We start from the raw sequence: 12,889 nt of genomic DNA, 5'->3' as shown, positions 1-12,889 counted from the left end.
CGGATATGGCGGCGGCGGCCCTTCACCTGCACGTCACTTCTGCGTGACCGGCGGGCGCCGCCGCGGCCTGCCGCAGCGTGAGACGTTCACGGGTGTAGAACGAGGCCTTCCTGGGCCACCACCGTACCGGGCCGCAGGGCCGTCGCCTGCTCCGCCACCCGATCCATAAAGGCATCTTCGTGGCCGGGGTCGTGGTGGAAGATGACCAGCCGCTCGGCCCCGGCCTTGTCGCAGAGGCGCACGCCCTCCTGCCAGGTGGAATGGCCCCAGTTGCGGTACTTGGGGAACTCCTCATCGGTATAGGTGCTGTCGTAGATCACCAGGTTGGCGCCTTCGATCAGCTCCAGAATGTTGCGGTCGGGCTTGCCCTCGACGTGCTCGGTATCGGTGATGTAGCAGATCGACCGGCCGGCGAAGTCGATGCGGTAGCCCGTGGCGCCGTTGGGGTGATTGAGCGGCGCGGTGGCGAGACGCACGCCGGGCTTGGGCTCCAGTACGTCGCCGGCGGTGAAGTCATGGAAAGTGACGTTGGCCGCGAAGATCTTCGGCGGCACGGGAAACAGCGGTGCGTTCATGAACTGCACCAGCACGTCGTGCAGGGTGAGTTCCGGCACCAGATGGCCGGCCCACAGGCGGATGCGGTTGCGCTTGTCGAACAGCGGCGCGAAGAACGGCAGACCGACGATGTGGTCGTGATGGGTGTGGGTCAGGAAAATGTCGGCTTCCAGGGCGCCGTTCTCGCAGAGCTGCTTGCCGAGCGGACGCAGGCCGGTGCCGGCATCGAAGATCAGCAGCTTGTCGCCGCAGCGCACCTCCAGGCAGGAGGTATTCCCGCCGTATCGCAAATAGCTGTCGCCTGGACAGGAGATCGAACCGCGGGTGCCCCAGAAACGAACAAAAAAATCAGAACCGTTCTGCAAAATGCCAGTATCCCTTTGGCCCGACACTCTATATCAAGGCCTGACAATCTAGGCCCGATTGCCCGGCCGGCCAGTAGAACCTCTTTGCGATAATTGCGGTACTCTAACCTCTTGACCGAGAACGCCCCAACGAAATTTGGGCCGCTCCCGAAGCCGCCCCTAAGGCCACTGGGCGCCCTGGCGTGAGCGCCGCGCCGCGGACCGGACTGACCCTTGTGGCGCTGGGTCTCGCCCTCGTCGTCTATGCCGCCTTCAGCCAGTTCAAGCTTCCAGTTGTCCTGCCGGTAATGTTGGACACCTATGGTTATGGGCGGGTGCTGGCCGGCGGCTTCATGTCGATCTTCGCCGTCTTCGGCATCCTGCTGTCGGTGCCCATCGGCCGCCTGGTCGCCCGGCGCGGCGCGCTGCGGCTGGTCATGGCGGCCCTGCCTCTCATGGGCCTGGGCACCGCCGTCTGCCTGCTGGCGCCGGAATCCGGAACGGTGATGCTGGTCGGGCGCGGCCTGGAAGGCGCCGCCTTCGCCACCCTGGCGGTGGCGGGCCCGGCGCTGGCGACCGCCAATGCTGCGCCACAGCATCGCGCCCTGGTGATCGGCCTGATCGCCGCCTGGATGCCCAGCGGGCAACTGATCGCCACGCTGCTCGGCCCTCTGGCCCTCCACACCACCGGCTGGCGGGGCCTCTGGTGGGTCGGGCTGCTGCTCGCCGCGCTGCTGGCCGCCTGGACCTTCGTCATGCTGCGCAGCGGGCCGCGCGGGACCACGCGGCGCGCCGGCGACGGCGCCGCGCCGGCGGCGGCCTGGACCGGCACGCAGTGGCTCTCGCTGCTCCTGACCGGCGGCGCCTTCATGCTGTGGAGCGGGCAGTATCTCGCCTACATGACCTGGCTGCCGGCCTATCTGGTGGAGGAGCAGGGCCTGGCCGTCGACAGCGCGCTCTACGGCTATCTGATCCCGGTCGTGCTGGTCGGGGTTTTCAACATCGCCACCGGCATCCTGCTGCAGCGCGGCCGCAAGCCGCAGCACCTGCTGTTCGGCGCCGTGGTCATCCAGGCGGGAATCTGGTGGCTGCTGCCGGTGACCGGCAGCGGTGCGAGCGGGATCGTCTCCTTGGTCGTCTACGGCGTGACCTCGGGCATCGCGCCGACTTGCCTTTTCGCGCTGTCGGCGCATCTGGTGGCCAACCCGAACGAAACCGCGCGCGCCTTCGGCGTCACCATGACCGGGCGCAACCTGGGTGTTCTGGGAGGGCCGCTACTGCTGGCCCTGGCGGTCGAGTTGAGCGGCGGCTGGCTGGCCGGCAGCCTGCTCTTCGCCGGCCTCACCACCCTGGCGGTTGCGGTCTGCGGCCTGCTGCTGGTCATCGTGCCGCGCGTCGAAGCGCAGCAGCGACATCCGGCGACGGGCGCCGCGGGTTAGCGCGCCCGGCAAAAGGCCTCAGGGAACGAGGCGGTAGCCGCCCGGTTCGGTCACGAGAATCTCGGCCGACGAGGGATCTTCCTCGATCTTCTGACGCAGCCGGTAGACGTGGGTTTCCAGGGTGTGGGTGGTGACCCCGGCGTTGTAGCCCCAGACCTCCCCCAACAGCTTATCGCGTCCGACGACGGCATCCCCGCTGCGGTAGAGGTACTTCAGGATCGAGGTTTCCTTCTCGGTCAGGCGCACCTTCTTCTTCGACTCGCCGTGGGTCAGCAGCTTGGCGCTGGGGCGGAAGGTGTAGGGGCCGATGGTGAAGACCGCGTCCTCGCTCTGTTCGTGCTGGCGCAGTTGCGCGCGCATGCGCGCCAGCAGCACGCCCAGGCGAAAGGGCTTCGTCACGTAGTCGTTGGCGCCGGCGTCGAGGGCCAGGATGGTGTCGGCGTCGGACTCCGCGGCGGTCAACATGATAATCGGCGACTTGACCCCGCCGCGCCGCATCAGGCGGCAGACCTCGCGCCCATCCATGTCGGGCAGCCCCACATCCAGCAGGATGAGGTCGTAATAGTCGGCCTTGGCCTTGTCCATGCCCTCGGCGGCGTTCGCCGCTTCGGTCGTGTCGAACTCTTCGTGCAGCCGCAGCTGCTCGCTCAATGAGTGGCGAAGCGCCTCGTCATCGTCGATCAAAAGGATTTTCTTGCCGCTTGCGCCGGTCATCTGCGACATCCGATTCCCAAACCCACCCGAAACCTGTGATTTCCTCAGATAGCACCGCTACCCCCGGGGTTCAAGGCAACCCCCGGTGGAGAGACTGCTGCACCGCAATATGAAGGGCGTGATCGCACTGCGCCAGAGCGTCGACCGCGCTGAAGTGATGCAGCCCGGTCATGTCCACCTCGCCCAGCGGCAGGCCGCGCGCCTGCCAGGCGGCGGCGTACTCGGCGTGCTGGCGCAGGAACTCGCTGGTCTCTTCCGAGCCCACGGCGAGCAGCAGCGGCGGCGCCCCGCCAGGCCGGCCGGCGGCCGGCAGGCAGTGCAAGGGGCTCCAAGGTGCGGCTTCATCAGCAGCGATGTGCAGAACCTCGTTGTGATAGCTGAGCCGGATGGGCTCCAGGTCGTAGACGCCGGAGATCGAACAGCCGCCAGCCAGCAGCCCGGCGGGCAGCCCCGCCTCGAAGGCCGGCCAGTCGGTGGAAACCGCCATGGCCGCCAGGTGGCCGCCGGCCGAATGCCCGGCCACGACGATGCGGGCCGGGTCGACGCCATAGGCGCCGGCGTGGCGGTGGAGCCAAACCAGGGCGCGCCGCGTTTGGGCGATCATCTCGCCGATCGTCGCCGCCGGCGCCAGACCGTAGTTCAGACTGGCGAAAGCGACGCCGCTGTCGACGAAAGCCGGCGCCATGTAGCTGTAGTCGCCCTTGTCGAGCGCCTGCCAGTAGCCGCCGTGGATGAAGACCAGCAGCGGGGTGCCGTCAGCGCCCTCCACGGGAAAGAGGTCGAGGCGCTCGGCGGGACCGTCGCCGTAGGCCAGGTCGAGATGGGCGGAGAGGCGGTCGCGCACGGCGGCGCTGTCGCGCGCCCAGCGTTCGAAGAACTGCGGATGCTCCGGCCAGCGCGCGCGCAGGTTCAGCTCGCCGTCCAGCGCCGCCTGGTCATAGTCTCGAAACACCGGAATACTGCCGTTCTCTTCGCTCGCCATGGGTCAGGTCCTCTCCCCCTTCGGTCGCCGGCCTCTGCACTCCGGACATCAGGTTCCGTCCGGCGGCCCGCAGACTCATTCCGCCACCGAAACGCTGGCGTTTTCCGGCGGCGGCACTTATGTGTTGCGTGGAACGGCGTCCCGCCCCCCTTCGCAGGGTTCGGGGATGCCCGGGCGGCGCCACCGTGACACAGGGCCGCCCGGCCCGTAAAGTGACTATCGAGACCCCGGCGAGACCCCGGCGAGACCCCAGCCAAGCAATGCAGCAACCCGCCAAGACCCCGAAAACGCTAGACGCCGCCGTGCTTCAGACGGTGGAGCGCGCACTCGCCGAGTTGCGCCGCGGGGCCAGCGTGGTGCTGCACGACTGGTCCGGACAGGGCGCCGTCGTGCAGGCCGCCGAGGAGGCCACGCCGGAAGGCCTGGCGGCGCTCGCCAAGCTGACCGGCACCGAGCCGATGCTGCTGCTCACCGCGCGCCGCGCGCAGGCCCTGGGGTTGCCGGAAGCCGAAGGCTTGATCGCCAGCGGCGGCGTCATGGCGCTGGCCCTGGAGGAGCAGAGGGCCGAGAGCATCCGCGCCCTGGCCGACCCGACCAGCCCGCAGGACGCCGCCCTGCGGCCGCGCCGGATCGTGACGGCCCCGGCGGGCCTCGACGTTGCCGCGGTGGAGTTGACCAAACTGGCCCGCCTGCTGCCCGCCGCCCTGCTGGCACCCCTGCCGAAGCAGCCGGTGCAGAGCCCGGTCGCCTGGGCCGACGCCCGCGACCTCATGGCGGTCTCGGCGGCCAATGTGACCGAATACCGCTACGCCGCCGCGCGCGGCCTGACCCAGGTGGCCAACGCCGCCGTGCCGCTGGCCGGAGCCGAGCAGGCCCGCATCGTCGCCTTCCGCCCCGACGACGGCGGCATGGAGCACCTGGCAATCATCGTCGGCGAGCCCAAGGCCGACGAGCCGCTGCTGCTGCGGCTGCATTCGGAGTGCTTCACCGGCGACCTGTTGGGCTCGCTGCGCTGCGACTGCGGCGACCAGCTGCGCGGCGCCATCCAGGCCATGGCCGAGGCCGGCGCCGGCATCGTACTGTACCTGATGCAGGAAGGCCGCGGCATCGGCCTGGTCAACAAGCTGCGCGCCTATACCCTGCAGGACCGCGGCGCCGACACCCTGGACGCCAACGAGCAGCTCGGCTTCGACGCCGACGAGCGGGTCTACCTGCCGGCCGCTCAGATGCTGCACCACCTGGGCTTCCGCAAGGTGCGGCTGATGACCAACAATCCGCAAAAAGTCGCCGCGCTGGCCCGCTTCGGCATCGCGGTGGAGGAGCGGGTCGAGCACAGCTTCCCCTCCAACGCCCACAACGACTTCTACCTGGCCACCAAGGCGGCCCGCTTCGGCCACCTGTTCTAGCCGCGCCGCGCAGGTTGGGCGGCAATTCTCGCCCGCCGCCGCGCCTCCGCACCGGGCAGATGCTGCCTGAAGCGCCGGAGCGCTACGAATAACCTCTTGATAAAGCATCATAACGGCCTCTGGCCCGCTTCTTGCTGATAAAGCGGTCGGAGGATCTATGGTCGATTTGGAATTCGTTGGCGATTATCGCAACCCGCAGAAGCTCACTGCGCGGCAGCGCGAGCTCGGCTTCGATGGGCAGAGCGACGGCGACTTCTCCTTCGACGACTTCCTCGACATCATCAATCCGCTGCAGCACATCCCGCTCGTCTCCACCCTCTACCGCGAGATCACCGGCGACGAGATCGGCCCTGCCGCCCGCATCCTGGGCGATACCCTGTTCGGCGGGCCCTCCGGCTTCATCGCCGCCGCCGCCAATGCCTTCTACGAGGAAGTCGCTGGGGAAGACTTCGGCGCAAGCGTTCTGGCCTTCTTCGGCGGCGAAGAGAAGGCCGCCGATCAGCAGTTTGCGGGCAGCGACGTTCCCGGCGGCGGGGCCGCTTCCGATCCGGCGGCCGCCGTCCCGGCCGGGCTGGTGATTCCGGCCGCCGCGCCTCTCGCCACCGCAGCGGGGCCCGCCACGGCCCCCATGCCGCACAGCGGCAGCCCAAGCCACAGCCCGAACTCCGGCGTGAGTTCGGGCGAGCTGCCGCCTGCGGAGGAGTCCGCCATGACGGGCATGCTGACGGGACAGGACGCTCTGAACGCCTTGTTCAACGACCTGCGCCGCAGCCCGGCGGCGGGCCCGGCGATGCCGACGGCCGCCGGCACAGCCGAAGCGATGCCGCTGCCGCAGCGCGGGTCCGCCGCGAAGTCCTATCCTTTACCGCCGCGCGCCCAGCCGCCCGCTCCAGCGCCTGAGCGCAGGGCCGAAGCCGCCTCGCATCCGCTGATCATGGCCCAAGGTGCGGCGGAGGCCGACGTGGCCCAGCGCATGATGGACGCCCTCGACAAGTACCGCCTGATGAGCCAGGCCGGCGGTTCCCCTGACGCCGCGAGCCCCGCCGACAAGCCCGAAGAGGCCGCCTGGCGCCGCGACCCGGATCCAAACGATCCCTGGCGGTTCGATCCGGCAGTCCCGCCCGGCGGCTCGTGAGGTGCTTTGCGCGGGCGCCTGATCGTGTGAATCCGATCTATCTTTCAGGCATCGAGCAGAGTTACGGGGCCGGTGGATCGCCTTGGGCGATTCCCACCGACCCTGATCTGCCCTAAGAGATAACCCCTGGCCGGGCGCAGCCCGCCGCGGTTAGGCTGGCAGCCATGCCGGCCGATTCTGAAACACCGTCATCACCGGACCTGACCCCGCCGGGCCTGGCCCCGCCGGACCTGAGGGTCCGCGTCAGCCAAGGCGAGGCCTGGGCTCAGTGGGGCGACCGCAGTTTTCGCTGCGCCATCGGCCGCGGCGCCATCGCCCGGAAAAAACACGAAGGCGATGGCATCACGCCGGTGGGGCGCTGGCCGATCCGCCGCGTGCTCTACCGCGCCGACCGGGTGGCGGCGCCCGAAACCTCGTTCGACTGCGCTGCCATCGGCGCCGACGACGGCTGGTGCGACGACCCGGCGGATCCGGCCTATAACCGGCCGGTGCGCCTGCCCTATGCCGCCAGCCACGAGCGCATGACCCGCGACGACGGTCTCTACGACGTGGTCGTGGTGCTGGGCCACAACGACGATCCCGTGGTGCCCGGGGCCGGCAGCGCCATCTTCCTGCATGTGGCGCGTGAGGACTATGGGCCCACCGAGGGCTGCGTCGCCTTGGCGTTGCCGGATCTGCTGGAGGTGCTGCGAACCGCCGCGGCCGGCAGCGCGGTGAAGGTGCTGGCGCCCCGCGAGACATGACCGGAGCCGGCGCAGACCTTTGCCCGCAGCTTTTTTCGCATTGAACGCAGTCACCAATTGCCGGCGCCTTGCATAGCGCCCAAATAGCGCAGAGAGACCATCAGGAGGCTGAGCCATGGAGCGACGGCTTGGACACGGCCGAAGCGGCCGCAGATCGGGCGGATCGAGGATATCCCTAGGCCTGGCCGCGGCCGGCCTGCTCGGCCTGGCGGGCTGCGCGGCGACCGGCGCCGGCGGCGCCACCGTCTACTTCACCGACTTCACCGCGGGTTACGTCCCGGTCAGCGTTGCCGCCGCCGGGCCGCTGCTGGTGGAGACCTACGGCGGCCCGGGGCCGAACCTGACCCAGGAGGCGGTGTCGTCGGCCACGGTTCAGGGGCTGCGCCGCTACGGCCCGCCGTGGATGCCGCGCAACTACACTGCCAACCCGCAAGACGTGGCGCGTCCCGCCTATCTGCTGCGTATCGCCTACGGCGTGCCCAAGAGCTTCAACGGCCGAACGCTCTGCGCCCCGGAGATGGGTGCTGCCGCCCTGGAGGCCGCGCGCGGAGCGGCGGACAAGGACGCAACTCGGACCTTGGCCGGCCTGTGCCGCGGCAGCCGGGCCGTGGCCTATGCCGAGGGGTCGCCCGGCGTCAATCCGGACATCGGCGGGGAGCGTTTCGCGGAGTTCGTGGGCCTGCTGGGGCGCAAATTGATGCCGCGCCGCAATCCGGTGACCGAGGACGACTGCATCTGGCGACGCTGCGACTAAATCGGATCACGATTAGACGATAGGGAAGGCAGTGCACTCAGTCCCGCGCGGGGCGCGCGCCGAAGATCCCAGTGCCGACCCGCACCAGCGTCGCCCCGAAGCGCACCGCCGTCTCGTAGTCGCCGCTCATGCCCATTGAGAGGCCGTCCAGGCCGTTGCGCCGGGCGATCTCGCGCAGGAAGGCGAAGTGCAGCGACGGCTCCTCGTCGACCGGCGGGATGCACATGAGGCCGCGGACATCGAGGCCGAGGTCGCGGCACTCGGCGACGAAGGCGTCGGCCGCCGCCGGAGCGATGCCGGCCTTCTGCGGCTCCTCGCCGGTATTCACCTGGATGTAGCAGGCCGGCGCCGCGCCCAGCTTCGCCGCCTCCTTGGCGAGGGCGCGAGCCAGTTTGGGGCGATCCACCGTCTCGATCACATTGAAGAGCCGCAGCGCATCCGTCACCTTGTTGGTCTGCAGCGGGCCGATGAGGTGCAGGCGCAGGTCCGGATGCGCGGCCTTCAAGGCCGGAAACTTGCTTTGCGCTTCCTGTACCCGGTTCTCGCCGAAGACGGTCTGACCGGCGGCGAGGGCCAGCTCGACCGATGCGGCCGGATGCACCTTGCTGACCGCCACCAACGTCACCTCGGCAGGGTCGCGTCCGGCTTCCTTCGCGGCGGCGGCGATGCGCCCGCGCACGTCTTCCAGACGATCGGCGATAGCGTTGTGCTGGGGCTCGGCCATGGGTCGCTGTTCTCTTCGGTCTTGGGCCTGATGATAGTGGCGGCGGGAGAGGCCTATAAGTAGCCGAAACGCTTCATCTGCGCGGCGTGGTCCTGCTCGATGCGGGCAACCTGTTCGGGCGTCAGCTTTTCGCGCCAGCCGCCCGACCGCCCTGAGCGGAAAAAGCGTTCGCTGTGTATCGAGCGTTCCGCGAAACCTTCGCTGTCCTCGAGTCTTTGTAGCTGATCGAAAGCAGAAAACTCCATCGCCTTTCTGATACGCGCGGAATCGCTGGCGATGCCGAAATGCCGGGCGACGCGGCCGAATTGATCCAGGGGATCAGCCAGCAAATCCTCGTAACGCACGACGAAGATTCCCGGATGGTTCCACTTGGTCCAGGACTCGACGTGGTTGGACCAGCTGCTCTGGCGCTCATGGACGATGAGCCCGGCCATCGGCGCACAGGTCCCCTGCGGATCGTCCATGTAGGCGATCGTCTCCTCCAGGGTCTTGCCGAAATGGTCGGCGGCGGAGATCGCCACGTCGCGCGGGTCGCGGATGATGTAGACCGCACCGAAGGTCGCCTTCATGGAAATGATCGGGTGGCCGAAATCCTCTCCCAAGTAGCTGTGGGTCTTCATCGGCACAATGTTCTTGTTGAGTGCGACGACCCGTTCCTGGGCGCGGGTGCGCAGCGGCGCGATCTCCTTGGGCTCCAACTCGGCGACGGGCTTGTCGGTGAAAGGCTTGAACCACATTTCCGCCGGCTCGCCGGGGCAGAGGTCTCCAATCTGTTTCAGCGGCAGCGGCTCCGCGGGATCGGAGATGAGATTGGCCAGAAAGGCGCGCATCCAGGTGTTGCCGGACTTGGGATAGGAGGCCAGCCAGAGAATACCGGGCACCGTCAGGAAACCTTCTGCTGCTGCGCGAGCTCCGGAGGCAGGTAGCCGAAGCGGCGCATCTGCACGGCGTGGTCCCGTTCGATGGCGGCCACCTGACCGGCGCTCAGCTTGTCGCGCCAGCCCCCGGATCGCCCGGAGCGGAAGAAGCGCTGGCTGTTCACCGACTTCTCGATGAAGCCGGTTTCCGCCTCCTGCTTCTGCAGGGTCTTGAAGGATGAGAAAGCCACGGCCTGCTCGATCCTTGCATCGTCGTTGGTGATTCCCAGCTTGCGCGCGACGCCTCCGAAAACGCCGATCGGGTCGGCGAGCATATCCTCGTAGCGCAGCACCTGCAGCGGCGTATGCTTCCAGGAGGTCCAGGACTTCACGTGTTCCGACCAACTGCTCATGCGCTCGTAGACGGTGTTGCCCGGAAGGCCGCGGCCCCGTGTGGTCTTGTCGTTCATCATCTCGATCGCCTGGTCGACCGTCAGGCCGTAGTGGTCGGCGGCGGAGAGCACCACGTCGCGGGGGTCGCGGACGATATAGATGACGCCCATGGTGGCCTTTACGGAGATCGTCGGATAACCGTAATCCTTGCCGCAAAAACTGTGCGTTTTCATCGGGATGATGTTCTTGTTCAGGCGCACGGCCTGTTCCTGGGCCTTGGTGCGCAGGGCCGCGATTTTCTTGTCGCTCAGTTCGCTGACCGGCTTGGAGGCCACGGGCTTGAACCAGACCTCGTTGGGTTCGCTGGAGCAGACCTCGTTGATGCGCCGCAGCGGCAGCGGTTCCGGCTCGTTCAGAATCAGGTTGGCCAGGAAGACCCGCATCCAGGTGTTGCCGGACTTCGGATAGGAAGCGAGCCAGAGTATGCCTGACATGACGTGTCTTGAACCCTGTAAGTGATACGAGTGACGGGCTGTCGAGGCCGGCCCGAAGCCGCGGGCCGCCGCGGCTCCCGGCAAAGCGGCCGGCCCGCCGCCCTCCCTCTAGGCAAATGCGCCCCAGGATGCAAGGGTCACGGCGCCGAGGGTTAACGAGGCGTTTAGAATTCGCCTTTTAGGAGTTGTTGCTTGGATCTAAATAACGCATAAGGCGCAGACTCGCTCTACATCGGGGCGGCAACCGCCGCGCCGAAGTCGTTGGGTTCGCGGCTAAAACACTCACTGTTGCCGAGAAAACACAGTGTGTCGGAAAAACAACTTAACAGCGCTGCCAAGCCTTGCGATCCGCAGCACAGCCTAGTACCAACAGGACATCCCGTGGCTTGGGGTACCCACAATAGACACCGTATTTGGAGCTTTTCGGATGAAAAACGTTTTGATGGCGAGCAGCGCCATTGTCGGGGCCGCGGCCCTGGTGGCCAGCCCGGCTGCCGCGCAGGAGCTCGAGCTGTCTGGCTTCCAGCAGTTCATGGCCTCCGGTGGTGACTCTGACTTCGATTCTTCGGATCGTGGCTTTGCCTTCTCGACGAACACGGAAGTGCACGTCAAGGGCTCGATCATGGCCGACAACGGCATCACCTTCGGCTTCCGCGTGGAGTTCGAGGCTGATCCCACCAGCGATACCAATGGTCAGTCGGACACCGTTGCTGACGAAAACAGCATCTGGGCGTCGGGCAACTTCGGTAAGATCGAGTTCGGCAACAACGACGGCGCCGAAGACACCTTCATGGTCAACGGCTCGAACTCCGGCGTTGATTACGGCGGCGTCGGCAACCCGACCTCGAACTTCCTGAGCTCGGCCTACACCGGCCTGGTCCGCACCTCGGTGGACTTCGTCGGTGGCGTCGATACTTCGGACGCGACGAAGATCACCTACACCACGCCGAACTTCAACGGCTTCAGCGCCGGCCTCAGCTACACGCCGGATACGTCCGACGGCAGCGATGGCAACCGCTTCAACAATGCTGATTCCTCCGGCGTTCACGACAACATTGGCATCGGCTTGGGCTATGACGGCGAGTTCAACGGCGTCGGCATCGAGCTCGGCCTCGTTGGCGCCTTCGGCCAGGTCGACGCTGAGCCCGAAGATACCGTCTACGGTATCGGCGGTGGCGCGGCGATCAGCTTCTCCGGCTTCACCATCGCGGCCGGCGCTGTCTGGGACGACCTTGACGGCAACGGCGGCGAAGGCTACGCGGTCGACCTGGGCATCGGTTATGCGACCGGCCCGTGGAACTTCTCGATCAACGGCATCTACGCCAATGACGAGATCGAGATTTCCGGTGTCGAGCTGAGCGACGTCGATCTGCTGGGTGGTTCGGCCAACGTCAGCTACAACCTCGCTCCGGGCGTGAGCGTGTTCCTGACCGGCTTCGTCGGTGAGGAAGATGGTGACGTCCTCGGCGTTGACGTTAACAACGACATCGTTGCGGTCACCAGCGGCTTGAAGCTCTCCTTCTAAGCCAAGACCCTACGACGTCAGTCGTTTGATGGGGCGGCACCTTCGGGTGCCGCCCCATTTCTTTTGGCCCTCCCCGAGCCGCCCCCGGTGACGGCCCGACTGCCCCAGGCGGGCGCCCCCCCCCCAAGGGCCAAGGATTTGGCCCCATTTCTCTTTTGCCCGCTTCTGGGCCCTATGATATCTACTCGAAGGAGATTTCGCGGCCGCCGTCGCTGAGGAGACGCGGAGCGGTCGCCCTTTGCAGCACGCAGGGACATGGAAACGATGAAACCGACCGCCTTTGGGACGACCCTTGGCAAGAATTTCGCCACCTGGCGCTGGCTGACCCTTGGCCTGGCGCTGACCGTCGCCGGCTGCGGCCTGGGCGGCGAAGCCAAATACCGCGACGAAACGGCGGAAAAGTACGAGGAAACGCGCGGGTCGGTCCTCGGCAACGACCGCATCGGCATCAACAACGATGCGGACCGTCCGGACGCCAGCGGCGGCGATTCAGGTATCGGCGTTAATTCCTATCTGTGGCGCGCCTCTCTGGACACCGTTTCCTTCATGCCATTGGCCTCGGCCGATCCCTTCGGCGGGGTGATCATCACCGACTGGTATTCGCCGCCGGAATCGACCAACGAGCGGTTCAAGATCAACGTCTACATTCTCGGCCGCGACCTGCGTGCCGACGGGGTGCGCGCGGCCGTCTTCCGCCAGCTGCGCGACCCGCAAAGCGGCAGCTGGATCGACGCCTCGATCGAGCAGCAGACCCCGACCGACATCGAGAACGCCATCTTGACCAAGGCGCGCCAGCTCCGCATCGCCTCGAGCCAATAGGCCAG

General features: G+C 67.2%; 13 protein-coding genes. 7 read left to right on the top strand and 6 right to left on the bottom strand.

Annotation, left to right across the window (positions count from 1 at the left end; translation table 11 throughout):
• Positions 1-86 precede the first annotated feature (86 nt).
• On the bottom strand, positions 87-845 hold the full coding sequence (locus AAFN88_RS03370) for an MBL fold metallo-hydrolase (RefSeq protein WP_347518165.1): 759 nt from the start codon (positions 843-845) through the stop codon (positions 87-89).
• A gap of 257 nt (positions 846-1,102) precedes the next feature.
• On the opposite strand from AAFN88_RS03370, the gene AAFN88_RS03365 reads away from it, so the two are divergent.
• Positions 1,103-2,338, top strand: a complete 1,236-nt coding sequence (locus AAFN88_RS03365; RefSeq protein ID WP_347518163.1) for an MFS transporter — start codon at positions 1,103-1,105, stop codon at positions 2,336-2,338.
• A gap of 18 nt (positions 2,339-2,356) precedes the next feature.
• On the opposite strand, the gene AAFN88_RS03360 is transcribed toward AAFN88_RS03365, so the two are convergent.
• Positions 2,357-3,052, bottom strand: a complete 696-nt coding sequence (locus AAFN88_RS03360; RefSeq protein WP_347518161.1) for a response regulator transcription factor — start codon at positions 3,050-3,052, stop codon at positions 2,357-2,359.
• A 70-nt stretch (positions 3,053-3,122) separates the two neighbouring features.
• Entirely contained in the window at positions 3,123-4,034 is a 912-nt protein-coding gene (locus tag AAFN88_RS03355) for an alpha/beta hydrolase (RefSeq protein ID WP_347518159.1), read from the bottom strand.
• A 260-nt stretch (positions 4,035-4,294) separates the two neighbouring features.
• Here AAFN88_RS03355 and ribA point away from each other — a divergent pair, with 260 nt between their 5' ends.
• The 4 genes from ribA (at position 4,295) to AAFN88_RS03335 (ending at position 8,072) form a co-directional block, all read left to right on the top strand.
• Positions 4,295-5,440: a GTP cyclohydrolase II gene (gene ribA / locus AAFN88_RS03350; RefSeq protein WP_347518157.1), complete on the top strand. Its 1,146-nt coding sequence runs from the start codon at positions 4,295-4,297 to the stop codon at positions 5,438-5,440.
• Between the two features lie 157 nt (positions 5,441-5,597).
• Positions 5,598-6,575 (top strand): hypothetical protein, encoded by a 978-nt coding sequence (locus AAFN88_RS03345; RefSeq protein WP_347518155.1) that lies wholly within the window; start codon positions 5,598-5,600, stop codon positions 6,573-6,575.
• Positions 6,576-6,739: 164 nt separating this feature from the next.
• Positions 6,740-7,318 (top strand): L,D-transpeptidase family protein, encoded by a 579-nt coding sequence (locus AAFN88_RS03340; RefSeq protein ID WP_347518153.1) that lies wholly within the window; start codon positions 6,740-6,742, stop codon positions 7,316-7,318.
• A gap of 115 nt (positions 7,319-7,433) precedes the next feature.
• Positions 7,434-8,072 carry a hypothetical protein gene (locus AAFN88_RS03335; protein ID WP_347518152.1) on the top strand — a complete coding sequence of 213 codons (639 nt, stop codon included), beginning with the start codon at positions 7,434-7,436 and terminating at the stop codon, positions 8,070-8,072.
• Positions 8,073-8,109: 37 nt separating this feature from the next.
• Here AAFN88_RS03335 and AAFN88_RS03330 read toward each other — a convergent pair whose 3' ends face one another.
• Genes AAFN88_RS03330 through AAFN88_RS03320 form a run of 3 tightly spaced genes read right to left on the bottom strand, consistent with a single transcriptional unit; the run spans position 8,110 to position 10,540 of the window.
• The gene (locus tag AAFN88_RS03330) at positions 8,110-8,796 is read right to left on the bottom strand and encodes a YggS family pyridoxal phosphate-dependent enzyme (RefSeq protein WP_347518151.1); all 687 of its coding nucleotides are present in this window, start codon (positions 8,794-8,796) and stop codon (positions 8,110-8,112) included.
• Between the two features lie 53 nt (positions 8,797-8,849).
• The gene (locus AAFN88_RS03325; protein ID WP_347518150.1) at positions 8,850-9,677 is read right to left on the bottom strand and encodes a sulfotransferase domain-containing protein; all 828 of its coding nucleotides are present in this window, start codon (positions 9,675-9,677) and stop codon (positions 8,850-8,852) included.
• Positions 9,678-9,679: 2 nt separating this feature from the next.
• Entirely contained in the window at positions 9,680-10,540 is an 861-nt protein-coding gene (locus tag AAFN88_RS03320; RefSeq protein ID WP_347518149.1) for a sulfotransferase domain-containing protein, read from the bottom strand.
• Positions 10,541-10,967: 427 nt separating this feature from the next.
• Between AAFN88_RS03320 and AAFN88_RS03315 the strand changes: the two genes are divergently transcribed.
• Both AAFN88_RS03315 and AAFN88_RS03310 read left to right on the top strand, forming a co-directional pair.
• Positions 10,968-12,065, top strand: a complete 1,098-nt coding sequence (locus AAFN88_RS03315; protein WP_347518147.1) for a porin — start codon at positions 10,968-10,970, stop codon at positions 12,063-12,065.
• Positions 12,066-12,329: 264 nt separating this feature from the next.
• Positions 12,330-12,884: a DUF3576 domain-containing protein gene (locus AAFN88_RS03310; protein WP_347518146.1), complete on the top strand. Its 555-nt coding sequence runs from the start codon at positions 12,330-12,332 to the stop codon at positions 12,882-12,884.
• Positions 12,885-12,889 lie beyond the last annotated feature (5 nt).

The sequence above is a fragment of the Pelagibius sp. CAU 1746 genome (assembly GCF_039839785.1).
In the GTDB taxonomy this organism is placed as follows: domain Bacteria; phylum Pseudomonadota; class Alphaproteobacteria; order Kiloniellales; family Kiloniellaceae; genus Pelagibius.
Note: the sequence above shows the minus strand (reverse complement) of the source record. Positions and strands in the feature narration are given on the sequence as shown.